The organism is Spirosoma fluminis (assembly GCF_054778895.1).
In genome coordinates, this window is the sequence record NZ_BAAGZD010000007.1 from 284,806 (window position 1) to 302,636 (window position 17,831).

18 protein-coding genes are annotated in these 17,831 nt (G+C 51.4%); 7 read left to right on the forward strand and 11 right to left on the reverse strand.

What is annotated here, in order from left to right; translation table 11 throughout:
* Positions 1–11: 11 nt before the first annotated feature.
* Positions 12–584, reverse strand: coding sequence for a D-sedoheptulose 7-phosphate isomerase (lpcA, locus tag ACYVBJ_RS12840; RefSeq protein WP_460982698.1), 573 nt, complete (start codon positions 582–584; stop codon positions 12–14).
* 88 nt (positions 585–672) lie between these two features.
* A complete protein-coding gene (locus ACYVBJ_RS12845; protein WP_460982699.1) occupies positions 673–2,454 on the reverse strand; it encodes a hypothetical protein in 1,782 nt (593 codons plus the stop codon).
* A gap of 134 nt (positions 2,455–2,588) precedes the next feature.
* Between ACYVBJ_RS12845 and upp the strand changes: the two genes are divergently transcribed.
* Positions 2,589–3,236: a uracil phosphoribosyltransferase gene (upp, locus tag ACYVBJ_RS12850; RefSeq protein WP_460982700.1), complete on the forward strand. Its 648-nt coding sequence runs from the start codon at positions 2,589–2,591 to the stop codon at positions 3,234–3,236.
* Positions 3,237–3,306: 70 nt separating this feature from the next.
* Here the strand turns inward: upp and ACYVBJ_RS12855 are convergent, their stop codons facing one another.
* From ACYVBJ_RS12855 to cysM, 4 genes are all read right to left on the reverse strand, one after another.
* Positions 3,307–3,948, reverse strand: a complete 642-nt coding sequence (locus ACYVBJ_RS12855; RefSeq protein ID WP_460982701.1) for a LolA family protein — start codon at positions 3,946–3,948, stop codon at positions 3,307–3,309.
* Between the two features lie 119 nt (positions 3,949–4,067).
* Complete coding sequence (locus tag ACYVBJ_RS12860; protein ID WP_460982702.1) at positions 4,068–6,653, reverse strand: FtsK/SpoIIIE family DNA translocase; 2,586 nt, start codon at positions 6,651–6,653, stop codon at positions 4,068–4,070.
* A gap of 88 nt (positions 6,654–6,741) precedes the next feature.
* A complete protein-coding gene (locus ACYVBJ_RS12865) occupies positions 6,742–7,848 on the reverse strand; it encodes a quinone-dependent dihydroorotate dehydrogenase (RefSeq protein WP_460982703.1) in 1,107 nt (368 codons plus the stop codon).
* Between the two features lie 94 nt (positions 7,849–7,942).
* On the reverse strand, positions 7,943–8,815 hold the full coding sequence (gene cysM / locus ACYVBJ_RS12870; RefSeq protein WP_460982704.1) for a cysteine synthase CysM: 873 nt from the start codon (positions 8,813–8,815) through the stop codon (positions 7,943–7,945).
* Positions 8,816–9,078: 263 nt separating this feature from the next.
* Between cysM and ACYVBJ_RS12875 the strand changes: the two genes are divergently transcribed.
* A complete protein-coding gene (locus ACYVBJ_RS12875) occupies positions 9,079–9,531 on the forward strand; it encodes a LytR/AlgR family response regulator transcription factor (protein ID WP_460982705.1) in 453 nt (150 codons plus the stop codon).
* Positions 9,532–9,601: 70 nt separating this feature from the next.
* On the opposite strand, the gene ACYVBJ_RS12880 is transcribed toward ACYVBJ_RS12875, so the two are convergent.
* Both ACYVBJ_RS12880 and ACYVBJ_RS12885 read right to left on the reverse strand, forming a co-directional pair.
* Entirely contained in the window at positions 9,602–11,305 is a 1,704-nt protein-coding gene (locus tag ACYVBJ_RS12880; RefSeq protein ID WP_460982706.1) for an AMP-binding protein, read from the reverse strand.
* A 170-nt stretch (positions 11,306–11,475) separates the two neighbouring features.
* Positions 11,476–11,973 carry a VOC family protein gene (locus ACYVBJ_RS12885; protein ID WP_460982707.1) on the reverse strand — a complete coding sequence of 166 codons (498 nt, stop codon included), beginning with the start codon at positions 11,971–11,973 and terminating at the stop codon, positions 11,476–11,478.
* A gap of 85 nt (positions 11,974–12,058) precedes the next feature.
* Between ACYVBJ_RS12885 and ACYVBJ_RS12890 the strand changes: the two genes are divergently transcribed.
* Entirely contained in the window at positions 12,059–12,511 is a 453-nt protein-coding gene (locus ACYVBJ_RS12890; RefSeq protein WP_460982708.1) for a DUF6789 family protein, read from the forward strand.
* Between the two features lie 89 nt (positions 12,512–12,600).
* Here ACYVBJ_RS12890 and ACYVBJ_RS12895 read toward each other — a convergent pair whose 3' ends face one another.
* Positions 12,601–13,095: a DUF6265 family protein gene (locus ACYVBJ_RS12895; protein ID WP_460982709.1), complete on the reverse strand. Its 495-nt coding sequence runs from the start codon at positions 13,093–13,095 to the stop codon at positions 12,601–12,603.
* A 189-nt stretch (positions 13,096–13,284) separates the two neighbouring features.
* Here ACYVBJ_RS12895 and ACYVBJ_RS12900 point away from each other — a divergent pair, with 189 nt between their 5' ends.
* The 4 genes from ACYVBJ_RS12900 to ACYVBJ_RS12915 all read left to right on the forward strand — a co-directional run bounded on the left by ACYVBJ_RS12900 (position 13,285) and on the right by ACYVBJ_RS12915 (position 15,478).
* Positions 13,285–14,190: a DnaJ C-terminal domain-containing protein gene (locus ACYVBJ_RS12900; RefSeq protein ID WP_460982710.1), complete on the forward strand. Its 906-nt coding sequence runs from the start codon at positions 13,285–13,287 to the stop codon at positions 14,188–14,190.
* Positions 14,191–14,195: 5 nt separating this feature from the next.
* Positions 14,196–14,501, forward strand: coding sequence for a chaperone modulator CbpM (locus ACYVBJ_RS12905; protein ID WP_460982711.1), 306 nt, complete (start codon positions 14,196–14,198; stop codon positions 14,499–14,501).
* A gap of 138 nt (positions 14,502–14,639) precedes the next feature.
* Entirely contained in the window at positions 14,640–14,912 is a 273-nt protein-coding gene (locus tag ACYVBJ_RS12910; RefSeq protein ID WP_460982712.1) for a hypothetical protein, read from the forward strand.
* A gap of 107 nt (positions 14,913–15,019) precedes the next feature.
* Positions 15,020–15,478: a hypothetical protein gene (locus ACYVBJ_RS12915; protein WP_460982713.1), complete on the forward strand. Its 459-nt coding sequence runs from the start codon at positions 15,020–15,022 to the stop codon at positions 15,476–15,478.
* A gap of 141 nt (positions 15,479–15,619) precedes the next feature.
* Here the strand turns inward: ACYVBJ_RS12915 and ACYVBJ_RS12920 are convergent, their stop codons facing one another.
* The gene (locus ACYVBJ_RS12920) at positions 15,620–16,507 is read right to left on the reverse strand and encodes an alpha/beta fold hydrolase (RefSeq protein WP_460982714.1); all 888 of its coding nucleotides are present in this window, start codon (positions 16,505–16,507) and stop codon (positions 15,620–15,622) included.
* A gap of 31 nt (positions 16,508–16,538) precedes the next feature.
* The gene (locus ACYVBJ_RS12925) at positions 16,539–17,705 is read right to left on the reverse strand and encodes an esterase (RefSeq protein WP_460982715.1); all 1,167 of its coding nucleotides are present in this window, start codon (positions 17,703–17,705) and stop codon (positions 16,539–16,541) included.
* Between the last annotated feature and the right edge of the window lie 126 nt (positions 17,706–17,831).

Below are 17,831 nucleotides of genomic sequence, written 5' to 3' on the forward strand. Positions count from 1 at the left end.
GCCCGTGCGGTTCAGATAACCTGTTTTTCGATGAGCAGGATGAAAAGGTGAATCACTTTGATGTGAATTTCCTGAATACGATCGGCGTAGCCAAAGTGCGGTACGCGAATTTCAACGTCGGCCTGATTGGCGAGTTTGCCCCCATCTTTACCCGTCAGCAGAACGACTTTCATTCCCTTTTGTCGGGCGGCTTCTACGGCTCGGATTACGTTTGCTGAGTTACCGCTCGTGCTCAGGCCGAGCAATACGTCACCTTCGTTGCCTAATCCTTCGAGGAAGCGCGAAAACACGTGTTCGTACCCGTAGTCATTGCTGACGCAGGAAAGGTGGCTAACGTCAGAAATGGCAATGGCCGCCAACGACCGACGATCACCGCGGTAGCGGCCAGACAGCTCCTCGGCGAAGTGCATGGCATCGCAGTGGGAGCCGCCATTACCGCAGGAAATGATCTTACGCCCAGCTTTCAGCGCATCGGCCATGAGTTCAGCGGCCTGCGCAATTGCGTTGAGGTGATTCGGATTGTTGAGAAATGTATCCAGAACGGACTGGGCTTCAGTCAGTTCCTGACGGATGAGGTCGAGCATTTAATACGTTCAGCAGGTTTAATTCTGCAAAGTTTTACCATTTCGCTTAAACTAGATAACGTTAGCCGTAAATAACTCCGTTATCCGTTTAGAATACCCAATTTCGGTAGGGTAGGTTCCAGCGGAGGGCAAAACTGGCTACCTGGTTGGTGTAACTGTTGGGCCGGTACTGGCTGTCCTGGAATCGGTACATGTACCGGGCATCCAGAAATACGTTGTGACGGATCATATAAGAGGCCCGGAGATCAGCGTAAGTAACAACCGTTTTACGTCCCTGGCCAATGAAATTGCCTTCGTCGCGGAACTTCGTATTGTAATCTTTCAGGATGTTGCCTCCGTAGTTGATATCTTCGGCCGGGTCAGCGCCGTACATCATGATTCCAAAAATGCCGTTTGCGGACAGCTTCTTACGCTGATACCGAACGATCCCTAATCCTTCTACGAAGTTAGCCCCAAGCGGATGAGCCAGCGGCTGGCTGTAGTGAGCGTAGTTGGTTTGGCCCGAGCTTACCGTTCGGGAGGCCTCGTGGGAATACGTATACGGCCTGGCCAGGTTCATTTCGACCTGCAAATCCAGGTTGGGTACGTCAAACGCGTCGATGTATTTGCCACCGACCTGCACCGCAAACTTGTTGGTCCAATCGCCTTTTCCGCCCAAGAGTTGCTGCAGCCGGAACTCGTCGAGCATAAACTGGCTGTAAACCAGAAAATGAGAAAGGAAATTGGCCTTGAAGTCAATACCGATCATGGCGTTGTCGGCGCTGCCCAGCCCCGACTCAACGTACCGATACAGAATAATTGGGTTCAGATAGCTGATGTCGAGCCGGTCGCGGCTGAACACTTCCGCTTCGAACAAACCGACGTTGATGTGGTCGTTTACGTTGATGCTGAGGTGGTGCATAGCCGCAAACTTGGGCGGGATAAGCTTGTCGCCATTTGGCAACGGAGCCTGCGTATTCTGCAGCGACGTAAACAGATTGGTATACTGAATACGACGACCCAAACGAGTGGAGAGCTTTAAGAACAGATAGGGCGCACTGTTATCGGACAACAGCAGCGAACGAAACCCATTGCCGAAAAAATTGCGGTCATGCCCGAACTGTACGTTGATGATTTTTAACGTATTGAACGTAATGTACCCCCTTGCCGACAGAAAGTCGACGCCGTTCGTGCGAAACGGTTTGACGAACCCCTCGCCCGGCGCGGCTGGTTCAATACCTGCGTTGCGGCTGTAAATCTGGCCGTATTGCTGGATATAGGTTGGATATATCGCCTGATTATCCGAGAAGAACGAATAAAAGCCCAGCTTGTTAGCAATGGTGCCCCGGATTTCGATACCTCTGGTGTTCACAAATAGCTGCTCAAACCCGTCGGTCGCGGCCTCGGTACGTTGCGATACGTTTTCCACGCCGAAGCCGAGGTTCAGCACCGGATTGACGTGCAGGTCGAAGTCGGCCGTTTGTAAACTATAAAAGTCGGCTTTTTTGTGGTAAAAGTGTTTTAGAAAAGGCTTGGGGCTATCACCGGGCGCTCCGGATGACGTTACCTGCCGTAATAGCGGATCTATCTGGAGTGAATCCTGCGGCTTCACCCATTCCCAGCTGTCGTCCCGCAGGTAATCGTAGTTGAAATAATCCGTAGCCGACAGCTCGCGCTGGGGATTAGCGGCCAGGCTATCGGTTAGCTGAACAATGCTCTGGCGGTTGTAGGGCTTGACGGAGCTGTGAAAACCGTCTGCCCATCGATTCTGGCGGATCTCGAACCGGTCGATAATGTGGTAATAATCGGCGTTAAGCGGCACAAATGGGCTTTGTGCCCGAGCGGATATCGAAAAAAAGAGAAGGCAAAAAAGATAAACGTTGGTACGCATGTAAGTCTGCGGGTGTTGACCCTAAGGTGCTCCATAAGGCGACCGGGTGGTCGTATGAGTCGGTTAAATTAGACAATTGGTTTGGATATACGCCAACCGTACGGGTAATTTACAGCCGAAGATCTTTTCAGCTCATGTTCGTTTTCACGCAACAACCCTCGTTGGCTAATCAGTTTATCGCCGAACTTCGTGATGTTTCTCTCCAGAAAGACCCGTTGCGGTTCCGCCGGAATCTGGAGCGAATCGGTGAAATCATGGCGTATGAAATCTCGAAGACGTTACCGTATCATAATGTATCGGTGCCGACGCCATTAGGTACGGCCAGCACGCAAGTTCTTCGTCAACAGCCCGTTCTAGCCACAATTATGCGGGCGGGCCTGCCTTTCCATCAGGGATTTATCAATTACTTCGATCGGGCCGAAAACGCATTTGCCGGGGCATACCGGGGCTACGTACCGGGCGAGGGCGACGAGTTTACCGTCGAAATGGACTACGTGGTTAGTCCGGACCTGAGTGGCAAAACGCTGATCCTGTGCGATCCGATGTTAGCCACGGGCCGTTCGCTCGAAAAAGTGTATCATGCCCTGCTACGTTACGGAATTCCGGCCCAGACGCATATCGCAGCGGCAATTGCCAGCCCCGAGGGCGTTAAGTACGTTCAGCAGCGATTGCCGCAGTGCCACCTTTGGTTAGGTGCTATCGACGACTACCTGAACGATCACTATTACATTGTGCCCGGCCTCGGCGACGCGGGCGATCTGGCCTTCGGCGGGAAGGTATAAATGCGCAGAGCTGTGCGTGAGGAGAAACAGACCAGCATCTCCTGCACGCACAGCCCTGTGGTGTCAACGGTTACCGAAGGTCTACGACCTCAACACCAGGGTATTTTGATTTGTCGAAGACGAAATAGGTATCAGGTACCGTAACGTTGGGCGTGAATTTCGTGATGGTGTACGACGTGCGTTTTCCGTCTTTATTCACAATCTGCCAGTTGCGAACGGATTTATCAGCTTTGTCAACCGAGATCTGAACCGTCGCGATCGGGCTCTTCGGCCGGTTGGGCGTTAGTTCAATCACTTCGAGTGTACGACCTCCCTGCTTTTGCTCTTTCAGAAACCGGTAATCAAATCCGCGTTTGTAGATGGTGTAAATCTGGGTTGGATTCAACTCGCCATTTGCGTTGGCATCGTAGTCCTGAACGTTTACCTCATTCGATTCTTTGATGTAGGTCGACATCGTTTTGCCGTCCGTAAACACTTCCTGACCACCTAACAACAACCGAAATTTATTGTCTTTTACCGTCAAATCGCCTTTGTACGAATCTTTGGTACCCCCGCCCACGCTGGCATAGGTGAAGCTGGCCTGATAGGATTTTAAGGCTTTATATTTCTTGCTCATCGCATCCAGAATCGTCTGGGCACGTTTGTCTTTCTGAGCCACGGCAGGTAAGGTCATTATCATTGCCAGGCTCAGCATCCACGCTAATTTTCTCATTATTTTATGGGTTACTCGTAAATTCAAGCTGTCTGATTCCCTTGTTCGTCAAGCGATTTGTATAGTGGTTAGACTAAAATGTAAAGACAAAGGTTTAACTGGGCGAAAGGCCGGGTGGGCTACTCACCTTTTAATCGTTTGAGCATCTCTTCCAGCAGCTGTAAATCTGAAACCAGTACGTCGCGGGCTTTGCTGCCTTCAAAAGCACCGACGATTTTGGCCGCTTCCAACTGGTCAATGAGCCGCCCGGCACGGTTGTAGCCAAGTTTCAGCTTACGCTGGATCAGCGATGTGCTTCCCTGCTGATGAATCACAATCAGACGGGCCGCTTCATCGAACATCGGGTCGCGGTTGTCGAGGTCGACATCTTTATCCTCGCTCTGTCCACCATCATCGCCAACGAACTCGGGCAAGGCATACGCGTCGTCGTACCCCCGCTGATTGCCGACAAACTCACAAAGCTCTTCAATTTCATTCGTATCAACAAAAGGGCACTGTAGGCGAATAATGTCGGAATTGGAGGACAGAAGCATGTCGCCCATGCCAACGAGCTGTTCGGCACCGCCCGCATCCAGAATAGTCCGTGAGTCAATTTTCGAGGTTACCTTAAACGACAAACGTGCCGGGAAGTTGGCTTTGATCAGACCTGTAATGACGTTTACCGAAGGGCGCTGCGTAGCCACGACCAGGTGAATGCCAATGGCCCGCGCTAACTGAGCCAGCCGGGCAATGGGTTGCTCGACTTCTTTGCCGGCCGTCATCATCAAATCGGCCAGCTCGTCAATAATCAGGACGATATAAGGCAGGAACCGGTGCCCTTTTTCGGGGTTGAGCCGACGTTTTACAAACTTCGCGTTGTATTCCTTGATGTTCCGGCAACCGGCGTCCTTGAGCAGGTTATACCGGTTGTCCATTTCGATACAAAGCGAATTGAGCGTATTTACGACCTTCTTCGTATCGGTAATGATCGGCTCTTCGGAGTCGGGCAGCTTGGCCAGGAAATGCCGCTCCAGCTTGTTGAAGAGGGTCAGCTCCACCTTTTTCGGGTCGACCAGCACCAGCTTTAACTGTGACGGGTGTTTTTTATAGATCAGCGAAGTTAGCAGTACGTTCAAGCCGACGGATTTACCCTGTCCGGTAGCTCCGGCCATGAGCAGGTGCGGCATTTTCGCCAGATCAGCTACGTAAATCTCATTGGAAATCGTCTTGCCCAGCACGATCGGCAAATCGAATTTGCTGTTCGAGAATACGTCGCTCGTAATCACCGAGCGCATCGATACCATCTCACGGTTCTTGTTAGGTACTTCGATCCCAATGGTACCCATTCCGGGCATCGGCGCGATAATCCGGATACCAAGAGCGGCCAGACTCAGGGCAATGTCATCTTCGAGGCTTTTAATCTTGGAAATACGGACTCCCTTGGCCGGCACAATCTCGTACAACGTAACGGTTGGGCCAATCGACGCCTGAATGGAGTCGATCTCGATCCCGAAGTTACGTAACGTGTTCTCGATCTTTTCTTTATTGGCCGTCAACTCATCGTCCGACACCTGCGCCTTGCGGGTGTTTGGGTAATCCGTCAGCAGCTCGTTCGTCGGAGGCAAATACTGAGGTAATTCGAGCGTAGGGTCGTACAAGCCATGAATAGCCACCAGATCATCGTCTTCAAACGGGTCAGGCTCAAACGTTGGCGCGGGCGTAGCACTAAGCTCCTCATCGACGGAAGAGTCAGGCAGCGGTTCGCGGTTCTTGATCGTTAACGTAACGCCGGTTGTCTGGGCAATGATCTCCGGAAACGGCTTTTCTGCTGTATCAACAGGTGGATTCGCTGGATCCGTTACTTCCTCATCTTCTAAGTCAGTAGTCAGAATAGGCGTAATAAACTGGCTGTTCGGAACGGCTGGTGCCATTTGGGGCGACTCTTCTACATCTTCGGCTTCATCCGTTTCTTCGTACGTCTGCAGGGCATCACCAACGCGGGATTCGGAATGGGGCCGGGGAGCGGTTGAGAAGCTCGGCATACGCAGGCTCCTGACGTCAAAGAAATAGACGATAAAAAAGAAAAGTAGGAAAGCGATAAAGGCCAGATTTCCCCAGCCGAACAAGCTATACATCGCCACGTTAAGCTCGTAGCCAATGCCTCCGCACCAGACACTGGCGGTTTCGGCGGAGTTGGTAACGAGCACAATGTAGCCCAGCATAAGGCTAGTCCAGACGGCGGTAAACAGCAGCGCCGTGGTTGTTCGGCTAAGCGGCAGCAGTTCGTGCCCAAACGTTAGCTTGAAACCAGCCAGAAACACAATGATTGGTAAAGCCAGGGCGCCTACGCCAAACCAGCGAAAAACAAATACGTGCGCAACATACGCGCCAACCAGGCCTACCCAGTTGCGGGTTTCAGTCCCCGACTCGGCCAGTGGTTCAGAAAAGGCTGAACCTACCACGCTCTGGTCGGCTGCTCCATTGATTAGGTACGAGGCAAAGGCGACGAGCAAACCAATCGACAGCCCCATAAGCAACACCCCGAAGGTGAGCGTTGAGCGCTGATCGGTAAGCCATCGATCGAGCGCAGCTCCCCAGTTGAACGAAGGAGTTCGTAGCCGACCGCCGGTTGCGCTATTCCGATTCGGTCGGGGTGGGCGCGGTTCGTTACGTTCGGTAGGGCGTCGGAGTGTATTCTGGCGGGGTGATGTGGTTGGTTGGGCCATGCGTTGAGATGAAGCTGTAGCGGCAGGGGTAAATTTCCCATTTTTTAACGAAAAACCGCGAACAAACGCATGGAATTACTGAACAACCTTAACCAACCGCCCTGATGCCAAAATCAGTAGACGAATTTGTGGGGAGCGCCTGGGGCGCTATATCGGTCAACAGCGCCTGATTGATACGTTTAGCCAGAGCTGGACCTTCGTAGATAAAGCTCGTATAGACCTGAACCAGACTGGCACCGGCCTGGATCTTTTCAAGGGCGTCTTCGGCCGAGAAGATACCGCCCACGCCAATAATTGGAAACGCACCCCTCGACTGCTGGTGCAAATACCGGATAACTTCGGTGGCTCGTTCCCGCAGCGGACGGCCACTAACGCCCCCAGCGCCCATCTGCTCAACAACGGCCGAATCGGTGACAAGGTTAGCCCGGCTAATGGTTGTGTTGGTGGCAATAACACCGGCGATGCCTGTTTCACCCACAATAGCAATGATGTCGTCTAGCTGACCATTCGTCAGGTCGGGTGCAATTTTTAATAAAATCGGTTTGGGCGTTAGCTGACGACGGTTCTCGGTTTGCAGGGCGGTTAAAAGCCGGGTGAGCGGCTCCCGCTCCTGAAGGTCGCGCAAACCCGGCGTATTGGGGGAGCTTACATTAACCACGAAATAGTCGACGGCATCGAACAACTCCCGAAAGCTGATCAGGTAATCGTCCAGGGCGCTTTCGTTGGGTGTATCTTTATTCTTGCCGATGTTCCCGCCGATGATGACCGTTCGCTGGCCTTTGTTTTTCGCAAAATCACGCAGGCGACCGGCGGCCGGACCAACGCCTTTATTATTGAATCCCATACGGTTAATGAGACCACCATCCGCTTTCAGACGAAACAGGCGTGGGCGCGGATTTCCCGGTTGCGGGCGTGGGGTGACGGTGCCAATCTCAACGAAGCCGAAACCCAGGTCGCTCAACTCGCTGACCAGTTCGGCATTTTTGTCGAACCCAGCCGCCATACCAATCGGATTTGGAAAGGTTAAACCGAAAACGGTACGTTCTAAACGGCGGTCTTCAACAACGTAGAGTTTTCTGCAAATGGCCGAAATTCCCGGCACGGCAAAAGCCAGCTTGAGCAGCGACGTCACAAAATGGTGAATCGTTTCGGCGTCAAAACGGAATAATAGCGGTAGGATAATACGCTTATACATACCACAAAGGTACCCAAAACACGGCTATGTTTGGGGTGAATCTGTAAATGGTAGCAGACGTACCGTCGTGGTCAGAGTTTGCTCGGAAAGCTGATTAACCGAATAATTCCGACGACAGGTACCGGTCACCCCGATCGCAGATAATGCAGACGATGACGCCCGAGTCGAGTTCCTGAGCAAGCTGCACGGCTGCATGAACTGCTCCGCCACTGCTCATACCCGCAAAAACGCCTTCTCTGTTTGCTAGTTTACGGGTCATCGTGACGGCATCCTGTTCGGAAACTTCCATAACACGGTCTACGCGTTCAGGCTCGAATATTTTGGGAAGATATTCGACCGGCCATTTCCGAATACCGGGAATGGAGGAGCCATCCGTTGGTTGGCAGCCTACAATCTGCACATTGGGATTCTGCTCTTTCAAATACCGCGACGTACCCATAATGGTACCCGTAGTGCCCATTGACGAGACAAAGTGCGTAACCTGTCCGTTGGTGTCGCGCCAGATTTCGGGGCCCGTTGTGCGGTAGTGCGCTCCGTAATTATCGGGGTTCGCAAACTGATTTAACATCAGATACCCGCCTTTCTCTACCTGAGCGTCGGCATAATCGCGGGCGCTTTCGATGGTTTCCGTCAGGATGACTTTGGCCCCGAACGCTTCCATGGTTAGCACTCGTTCGCGCGTTGCATTTTCGGGCATGACCAACTCGATTGGGATGTCGTACAGCCGGGCGATCATGGCGAGCGCAATGCCGGTGTTGCCGCTGGTGGCTTCGATGAGTGTGGTACCGGGTTTGATTGCGCCCCGTTCCAAAGCGCCCTGGATCATACTGGCTGCGGCCCGGTCTTTTACGCTGCCACCAGGGTTGTTACCTTCAAGTTTGCCGTAAAGCGTTACGTTGGGATTGGGATTAAGTCGGTTTAATTCAACTAAAGGGGTGTTGCCGACTAAATCGAGCAGGGTTGCCATGCTGATAAAAGAGTACGAGTCCGTTTAGCGTCAAAGGCTAAAGCGCTTCAATAAGTTCGTTAGGCGAGATTTATGTCTTCCGGAACAGCCAGCATCAGATCTCTGAGCGGCTAACTGAAATTAGTCATTAAAAAAATGACGTTAGCTAACGGCTTGATTCTGAATTTTGTGTAAACTTGCTACTGTTGACCTATGAAGATAGATGAATAATCTTATTCTTGTAGGGCACAGGTTATCTATTCACACCTTAACATGTTCAGTTTATGAAGGCTCTTTTACTGGCCAAGCCATTAACGAATGCCCGCGTAGAGCAGATTGCCGACCAATTTGCTATGCCTGACCTCACACTTCCTTTCTGGGGATACCGCAAGAAGATGCCCATGCATCGCATTGTACGACTGGAGGGCGAAGGGAACTACACCGTATTCCATTTCGACGACGGCAGTCAGCTTATGGTGTCGCTTACGCTGAAAAAGATGGAAAGCCGCCTTTCGGCTAAAGTGTTCGTGCGGCCTCACAAGAAGAACATTATAAATCTTCTTTACCTGAAGGGTATCCATCCCGATCAGCAGCAATTGACTGTCAGTTTGTTGAACGGCGATCGGGTCGAGGTGTCCCGCCGGAAGGCAAGCCGGTTCATCAAACAGGTGAAAGGGTTTCAGCAGGAGTTGTCAACGCTCGACGAAGTGCCTTCAATGGAGCAACTCGTTGCCTGACCAAACCAATCCTGTCGTCAAAACCGAAGCCCCGAACTATCTCTAGTTCGGGGCTTCGGTGCATTGTGGCTTATTTTTTCAGTTTTGCCATCTCTTCGTCCCGCAGCGGTCGGCGGAGGATTTTACCCACGTTCGACTTGGGCAGCTCGTTCCGGAATTCGATGATGCGGGGTACTTTATAGGGAGTCAGGTTTTCCCGGCAGTACGCTTTGATCGAGTCTTCGGTTAAGCTCTGGTCTTTTTTGACGACAAATATCTTCACCACCTCCGTCGATTTTTCGTCGGGAACGCCAATGCAGGCTACTTCCATCACGCCGGGACACTGGGCTACTACGTCTTCGATCTCGTTCGGGTACACGTTGAAGCCCGACACCAGAATCATGTCTTTTTTCCGGTCAACGATCTTGAAGAAGCCATCTTCGTTCATTACGCCCACGTCGCCCGTTTTGAACCAGTCGCCGATCATGGATTTGGCGGTTTCGTCGGGGCGGTTGTAGTAACCCAGGAAGACCTGAGGGCCACGCGCCACGATTTCGCCGGGTTCGCCAACTTCGGCATCGGTACCATCATCATGAATGATTTTCATTTCGGTGCTTGGCCAGGGGATACCAATGGAACCTACCCGCACCGTTCCATCGACGGGGTTAGAGCAAAGCACCGGTGAGGTTTCCGTAAGGCCATACCCTTCGCAGGGGGTGTTCCCGGTCAGTTTTGCCCAGCGCTCGGCAACCGCTGTTTGCAACGCCATGCCACCGGCCGACGTTACTTTCAGATGACTAAAATCAACCTCGCCAATACGTGCGTGGTTAAGTAAGCCGTTGTACAGCGTATTGACTCCGGTGAAGGCGGTAATCTTATACTTTTTCAGGTCGTCGATAAACGCATTCAGATCGCGGGGATTCGTAATCAGCAGATTCATTGAACCACTTCTCAGGGCGGCCAGTGCGTTGGTCGTCAGGGCATAAACGTGGTATAAAGGTAAAGCGGCTACAATTGTTCCTTCGCCATCGGGGATACCGCCCGGCTTCATCCAGTAATGCTGGCACTCTACGTTGGAGATAATGTTGCGGTGCGTCAGCATTGCGCCTTTCGATACGCCGGTTGTCCCACCCGTGTACTGAATAAAGGCCATGTCCGTATTTTTAATAGCGACGGGCCGGAAGGGTTGCCCACTACCCCGACTTAAGGCATCATTGAACGAAATAGCGCCGGGCAGTTTGTACGCAGGCACCAGTTTCTTGACGTATTTAACGACCGCATTGACAATCTGCTTTTTGGGGAAGCCCAGCAAATCGCCCAGTTGCGTAACCACTACGTGCTTAATACCCGTCTTATCCAGAATCTTTTCCAGATTACTGGCGAAATTGGACAGGATGACAATAGCCGTTGCGCCCGAATCCTTGAACTGATGCAGCATTTCGCGGGGGGTATACAGCGGATTCGTGTTCACAACTATCAGCCCGGCCCGCAAAGCCCCAAACATAGCTACGGGATACTGCAGCGTATTTGGCATCTGAATAGCCAGCCGGTCGCCTTTTTTAAGACCTAAGTCGTTTTGCAGGAAGGACGCAAACTGTTGCGACAGTTTATCAATTTCGGTAAAGGTCAGTTGCTTACCCATGCACGCGTAAGCGGGTCGGTCCGCAAACTTCTGAAAACCCTCCTCCATCATTGCAGCGAGTGACGGATAAGCATCGGCGTTTATTTCATACGGCACTTCTTTCGGGTAAAAGCGTCGCCATGGATATGAAGTGGTGGTTGATTGCGTCTCCATGTAAGATTGTAGGTTTTTAAGCAAAAATAAAACGAAAGCAGGAAAGCATGGGTAATTTAGCTAAATTCTCTGCAAATAGCCGACAACTGAACGTAACATCAGGCTTTAAAGTAGAGATGCCTAGTAAAAGTAAATCTCTGTACGCGACGGAAACCGCCGAAACGCCTTCGTTATCCCTGCTTAGTTATCTCCATAAGCAGATCGTTCAGGTCCAGTCGGTGCGTGTACATCTCAATAGACCCGTCGGGTTTGTGCGGCCACTGATCCATCGGACGATCCCAATACAGCTCTACCCCATTTTGATCCGGATCATTCAGGTACAGGGCCTCCGATACACCGTGGTCAGAAGCGCCCGTGATGGGGTATTGGGCATCAATCAACTGCTGAAAGGCAACGGCCAGGTCCCGGCGTGTCGGATATAGGATAGCGGTGTGAAACAGCCCTGCGCTATGAACCGGAGCGGGTGGGCCACCTTTGCTGTACCACGTATTGAGGCCAATGTGGTGATGATACCCACCCGCCGAAATGAAAGCGGCCTCTTTGCCGTAGGTGGTTATCAGAGAAAAGCCCAGCAAATCGCAGTAAAAAGCCAGCGCGCGGTCAAGGTCGGCTACTTTGAGGTGAACGTGACCAATGCGGGTCTGTGCGGGGATTGTGTAGGGTGCCATAGACGAACAGATTGTAGCGATTCGCGCTAAATTTAGTTTATACTGCATTACTCCCTACTAACCACCAACCTTAAAAGCGCAGGCTATGAAGCTGTTAGAGATCGTTATCGCCGGTGTAGCCGGAACCGCCCTGATGACGCTGTTCATGTACATCATGACCTTCTTTACCGAGCGGGTCATGAAAGTAACCAAGATCTTAGGTACGATGCTAACGTTCGAGACGTCGCCCGATGGAAAGCTTTCGGATAGTAAGCGAGCAATTACGGTGGGCATCCTGGCGCATTATGCCATCGGTATTGCCTTTGCCCTGGCTTATTATCTTCTCTGGTCTCTGGATATTGGCCAGCCCGATAGTCAATCGGGAATCTGGTTTGGCATTGGAAGCGGGTTTGTCGCTATCGTGTTCTGGTACAGCTTTTTTGCACTGCATCCAAAGCCCCCCGCCATTCAGTTGAAGTCTTATTTAGTGAGCCTGTTTGTAGCCCATATTGTGTTTGCCTACGGCGTCATTGTAACGTATAACTGGTTACGTTCGTAGGCTGAACGTATCGGACCGAACAAACTGGCTGCCCGCGATACGTCGCCAGCAGAAACCGTTTGCTTCCTGCTGGCGACGTAACGCGGAGGCTATCGAACACGGTTGAAGACAAACAGATCGCTGAATGCCCATTGACCGTCTTTCGGTTGGCCCCGCTGGATCGCTAGCTGGTCTTTGCCGCGTTTTTCATAAATAATACGAATCGAACCGTCTTCTTTTTCGAACAGCGCCCGATCTTTTTCGGCGGAGATAAACCGGTACCGATCCGACTTGTCTTTTTCTTCCTGCCCAATCAGGCCGGGCTTAAAGTGTTTCACCATCGAGACGGGCCCCTGCTCAGTTTGCTCATACACCAGGATTTCGTACATGGTGACTTTGCTGTCTTTCATCATTCGGATAAACCCGGCGGCATTATTACCTGCCGGAGCCATCCAGGTCGCTTCAATTGGCCCACCGTTGAAGGTGCCCTGCCAGTGTCCTTCAACGAAACTGATGTCGGCTAAACTGCCGGTTTTCGACGCCGTTTGAGCCTGAGCGGCAAGTGTTAAGCAGAAAAGAGCAAGGATAAGTAAGCCGTTTTTCATGCGCTAAAATCAGGTAAAAATTTGTTTCTAGTAAGATGTCTAATCCTGAAAGGAGCAATCTGACGGTTTATAACCGGATGGCGTAGGTGGTGCTGTTGTTTAACCCAAAGCCGCGAAGTGAACGTCGGCAACCTTCTTATCGGGTTGCTCGTTTATGGAAGTGGCTGCTACACGCTTTTTTTTACCACTATGGACTTTGTTGATTACTACAGTGTGCTGGGTGTTCCAAAAAATGCGTCTGACGAAGACATCCGAAAGGCGTATCGTAAACTGGCCCGCAAGCACCACCCCGATCTGAATCCGAACGACGCTGAGGCTAACAAGAAGTTTCAGGAGATTAATGAAGCGAACGAAGTGCTCAGCGATCCGGAGAAACGGAAGAAGTACGACCAGTACGGCAAAGACTGGCAGCATGCCGAGCAGTTCGAACAAGCTCGGCAGCAACAACAGCAACGTCGTCAGTACTCGCAGGGGACAACGGGCGATTATAATTTTTCGGAAGGCTTCGGCGGAGCTGATTTTTCAGATTTTCTGTCGTCCATGTTTGGGCAGGAAGGAGGGCCTCGGACGGGTCGGCGCGAAGCCCTATTCCGGGGGCAGGATTACCAGGCCGAACTGCATCTAAACTTGCGCGACGCCTACAAAACGCACAAACAAACGCTGAGCATTGATGGTAAGACGATAAGCATAACCGTAAAGGCGGGTGTTGAGAACGGTCAGAAAATCAAGCTGGCTGGATACGGCGGTCCGGGTGTAAACGGTGGCCCTGCCGGCGATTTGTACATTACGTTCGTCATTGCCGATGACAGTCGATACAAGCGCAGGGGCGACGACCTCTACGTGGATGAAGAAATTGATCTGTATACGGCGGTGTTAGGGGGTGAGAAAGTTATTGACACGCTGGATGGCCGGGTGAAGGTGACCGTACCGCCCGAAACGCAGAACGGCACCAAAGTGCGATTGAAAGGCAAAGGATTTCCCGTTTACAAACAGGAAGGGGCGTTCGGTGATTTATACGTGCAATGGCAGGTAAAGTTGCCGACCAGCCTGACCGACGAACAGAAAGACCTATTCCGGAAACTAGCCAGCCTTTGAATCCTATGCAAACGAACTCTTTAATCTCCGTCAGCGAGTTTTGTGTGTATCATCAGGTTGATGTTACGTTTGTCGACGTGTTAGCGCAGCGTGGACTCATTCAAGTCATAATGGTCGAGCAGGTGGCTTACGTTCAGCCCGACGAGTTGCCCGGGCTAGAGAAACTGGTACGTCTGCATCAGGACCTGGCTATTCATGCCGACGATCTGGATGTGGTGAGTGACCTCCTGAAGCGGATTGAGTTGTTACAGCACCAGATAACTCAACTGCAGAACCGGCTGTCGTTCTACGAGCCGCTGGGCGATTTATAGTTATCGATTGGGCGCAACCAGGGCGACCTCTGTCGCAGACTTACCAGCGTAAACATTCGACTTGGCTAGTGGGTTAACGATACAACGATGGGCTACCTAACGCGAGCCCGAATGCGAACGTAATAAACCAGCTCAACCATGGAAAACGAAGCAAACAAGTCTGGAGCCGAAAAGCCGGATGATCAGGTGGCTACCGTAGTTGATAAACCAGGTCTCGGGCACTCGGGTATGGAGAACGACGAAAACCGGAGCGTACCGAAAGACGGCCCCAGTGGTGAAAATACTAAAAACAACGGTGAACGCGGAGGTGGCTTATGGACCAGCGGTGGTCAGGTAACGACTGGCACGCCTTACCACGGCGAGTACGGTAAACCCGAACCCAATCGGGAAGCTACTACTGAAGACGAATAAACCTGCCCTTTGGGTAGATGAACAAACGGCCGACTGCTATTGTATAAAATGGTGGTCGGCCGTTTGTGTTTACTGGTACTTTTACAGAACTAATTCCATTCTGTCTTATGCGACTTACTCTCTCCTGTGTAACCTTGTTGATTGGCCTGGCGGCTTGTGGCAAACGGCCCTCTGAAACAACATCATCCACTGACTCCGTTACAACGACAACTGCCTCCCGTACGGCTTGCTTTCGTCAGGTCGTTGGCCGCGATACAACCGTGCTTCATTTAACCATCAATGACTCAACTGTAACGGGTGAGTTGTCGATATTGCCGTTCGAGAAAGATCGCGCGGTTGGTCCCATTAGTGGTACGCTGACAAATGGTCAGATACAAGCCAATTGGCAACGCTCGGGCGAGGGGGTTACGCAGCCTTATGAGGTTCTGTTCACCATGAAAGGTGATTCTATAACGTGGCGCGAAGGTGAACGCATTGAAAAACAGGGTAAGTGGGTACTGGCAAACCCAGAGCAGGGGTATCAATACGTATTAACAAGAGTCGATTGCTCTCCCGAACGTAACTAATCCCGGCAGACAGCTTTTTTGCTGGTTACTTACCAGGCTTTAACGCTGATTAGTGTAGGTCAAGAATGCCGAATGCTTCTGAAAGTGGAATAGCAAAATTTAGGAATGGTTGTCACGCAAATCCTAGTTGTAAGGGACCAATCAGTTCTTTCTAGTCACCTCGATAAACCGGTTGCACGTCGTAAAAAATACGTCTGGATTGCTCAGCCAGGGATCGTGACAGGCTCCGTTAATGGTATGAAGCGTTGCGTTGGGTGAGATTTCAACGTAGCGGTGGCCCCAGTCGGTTATCTCACATTGCCTGGTTCCGTTGAAGATCAATGTCGGCACCCTGATCTTTCGTAAGCTGTCAAGAACAGGAGCACTGGCAAAACTGAGTCTTGTCTGGCCAAATGCAGGACCGCCATAAATTTCTACTGTCTTACTTATGGTAGACGTGTCTGGTCGGGCTTTCCTTCTGGCCCAAGTAATCCGGTGTTCGTAAAAATCTTTCTTGTGAACAAAGATGTCGGTATTGTAGAAGCTTCTCATGTGTAGTTGATATTGGTAGCCAGTCAATCCTTTGCCTTCCCACGGATACGTACCCGTTAAAATCAACCCCTTGACATGTTCAGGATGCTTATACGCATACATCATAGCCAGCGTACTGCCCCACGAAGAACCTGCCAGATATACTTTTTTCGTAGGTGCCAATGATTGAATCAATCGGTGCAGATCGTTGACATGATGACGCCATTCATAACTGCTTGCCCGCTCACTCCTGCCGCAACCTCGTTGATCGCAATAAATTACCGTTGCTGCTTTACGTGATCCATCAAATTCCGGGCGTAGATATTCGTGCTGGGCGGCTGGACCACCATGCAACATAATGACAACCTCTCGTTTGTGGCCAATTTGCCAATACGCCAGCTTTGGACTTTCGCCGACAAAACCATCCTGGCCAAGACTAGTACTCCGAATAAGCACCAGTAGTAGGTAAACGATAACCATCCTGACGGACAAAGCTGATTTATTACGTAGCCGATTCATCGTTTACCTACTGATTCGTACGGGACAGGCTTTACTGAAACAGCAAGGGTGTATACTCGTTCAGGTAATGCCGCCAGTTGATCCAGGTGTGGCCCCCGTCCGTTTCCTTATATTGGTATTTGATGTTATGCTTGTCGAGTAAGGCCATGGTTTGCTTGCAGGGCTCCATCAGGAAATCATCTTTACCGATTTCGAACAGGAATACCTTTTTGTTCTTGTTGAAATTAGGGTCTTGTAAGGCTTTGGTATATTGATTTTCGGCTTCGCTGATGGAACCGCCGAAAAAGCCAGAACTAAATACCCCTATATAATTGAACAGCTCAGGACGCGACAGGCTCACGTTTAGTGTTTGGATGCCGCCCATCGACAGGCCCGCCAGCGCCCGATTGCTGGCTCCGGTTAAGACTCGATAGCTCTTTTCTACGTGAGGCATTACGTCTTTGGTCAGCTCGTTGGCAAACATTTCCTGCATTTTAGGGAGCATTTTGGCAAAATCGGCCATACCAGATGAAGGCGGCAAGGGCATACTGCCGTTCGGCATGACCACAATCATAGGCTTGGCTTTGCCAGCGGCAATCAGGTTATCCAGTATAAAACTGGCCCGACCAATGGTGTTCCAGCCTGAGTCATCGTCACCCCCGCCGTGGAGCAGGTAAAAAACCGGATACTTCGCCTTGCCCTGCTCGTAACCCGGTGGGGTGTACACATGCATCCGGCGGGGCATACCCAGCGAGTTGGACTGGTACCAGACTTGCCGCACTTCGCCATGTGGAACGGGCTGATTATCCTCAAAAGCGGTCTCCTTGCCTACCACCGCCATCATATTCTCCAGGCTGCTGATGCCTTGCTTGACAGACGGATTCTTGGGGTCCATCGTCCGTACTCCGTCGACCATCAGCGTGTAGCTGTAATAGTCTGGCTTGAGTGGGCCAACCACCACCGACCATACGCCCTGCGCATCTTTGGTCAGATTAAGTGGTTTGGGCTGCCCCAGAAAATCACCGGAGACGGTTACTTCGCTGGCTTTGGGCGCATACAGGCGAATGGCGACCCGGTTGTCGGCCAGTACGTTCGGAGATTTGAGTGTATCGTTAGGCGTTGGCTGGCGCTGAGGTGCCTGAGCCATTACCTGCAAACTGGTCGCGAAGAGGACTATGCCTAAACGGATGCCAGCATTCAGTGTAGCGAGACGTAACATAGGGCTAAAAGGGTGTCTTGTTTTCAGCAAAAGACAGCAGTTAGGTTAAGTTACCGCTATTTACGCCTGTATGTTGAACTTCCGACACTTAAGCAGTCCTTTCCGACACTTCGGTAGCCCTGCGCT

What these genes read in the sequence shown, in the direction of transcription:
- ACYVBJ_RS12905 (WP_460982711.1), top strand. Translation starts at nt 14,196, where the DNA reads ATGCAAACGAACTCTTTAATCTCCGTCAGCGAGTTTTGTGTGTATCAT.
- ACYVBJ_RS12900 (WP_460982710.1), top strand. Translation starts at nt 13,285, where the DNA reads ATGGACTTTGTTGATTACTACAGTGTGCTGGGTGTTCCAAAAAATGCG.
- lpcA (WP_460982698.1), bottom strand. Translation starts at nt 584, where the DNA reads ATGCTCGACCTCATCCGTCAGGAACTGACTGAAGCCCAGTCCGTTCTG.
- ACYVBJ_RS12925 (WP_460982715.1), bottom strand. Translation starts at nt 17,705, where the DNA reads ATGTTACGTCTCGCTACACTGAATGCTGGCATCCGTTTAGGCATAGTC.
- ACYVBJ_RS12855 (WP_460982701.1), bottom strand. Translation starts at nt 3,948, where the DNA reads ATGAGAAAATTAGCGTGGATGCTGAGCCTGGCAATGATAATGACCTTA.
- ACYVBJ_RS12880 (WP_460982706.1), bottom strand. Translation starts at nt 11,305, where the DNA reads ATGGAGACGCAATCAACCACCACTTCATATCCATGGCGACGCTTTTAC.
- ACYVBJ_RS12890 (WP_460982708.1), top strand. Translation starts at nt 12,059, where the DNA reads ATGAAGCTGTTAGAGATCGTTATCGCCGGTGTAGCCGGAACCGCCCTG.
- ACYVBJ_RS12885 (WP_460982707.1), bottom strand. Translation starts at nt 11,973, where the DNA reads ATGGCACCCTACACAATCCCCGCACAGACCCGCATTGGTCACGTTCAC.
- ACYVBJ_RS12845 (WP_460982699.1), bottom strand. Translation starts at nt 2,454, where the DNA reads ATGCGTACCAACGTTTATCTTTTTTGCCTTCTCTTTTTTTCGATATCC.
- ACYVBJ_RS12920 (WP_460982714.1), bottom strand. Translation starts at nt 16,507, where the DNA reads ATGAATCGGCTACGTAATAAATCAGCTTTGTCCGTCAGGATGGTTATC.
- ACYVBJ_RS12860 (WP_460982702.1), bottom strand. Translation starts at nt 6,653, where the DNA reads ATGGCCCAACCAACCACATCACCCCGCCAGAATACACTCCGACGCCCT.
- ACYVBJ_RS12895 (WP_460982709.1), bottom strand. Translation starts at nt 13,095, where the DNA reads ATGAAAAACGGCTTACTTATCCTTGCTCTTTTCTGCTTAACACTTGCC.
- ACYVBJ_RS12915 (WP_460982713.1), top strand. Translation starts at nt 15,020, where the DNA reads ATGCGACTTACTCTCTCCTGTGTAACCTTGTTGATTGGCCTGGCGGCT.
- cysM (WP_460982704.1), bottom strand. Translation starts at nt 8,815, where the DNA reads ATGGCAACCCTGCTCGATTTAGTCGGCAACACCCCTTTAGTTGAATTA.
- ACYVBJ_RS12865 (WP_460982703.1), bottom strand. Translation starts at nt 7,848, where the DNA reads ATGTATAAGCGTATTATCCTACCGCTATTATTCCGTTTTGACGCCGAA.
- ACYVBJ_RS12910 (WP_460982712.1), top strand. Translation starts at nt 14,640, where the DNA reads ATGGAAAACGAAGCAAACAAGTCTGGAGCCGAAAAGCCGGATGATCAG.
- upp (WP_460982700.1), top strand. Translation starts at nt 2,589, where the DNA reads ATGTTCGTTTTCACGCAACAACCCTCGTTGGCTAATCAGTTTATCGCC.
- ACYVBJ_RS12875 (WP_460982705.1), top strand. Translation starts at nt 9,079, where the DNA reads ATGAAGGCTCTTTTACTGGCCAAGCCATTAACGAATGCCCGCGTAGAG.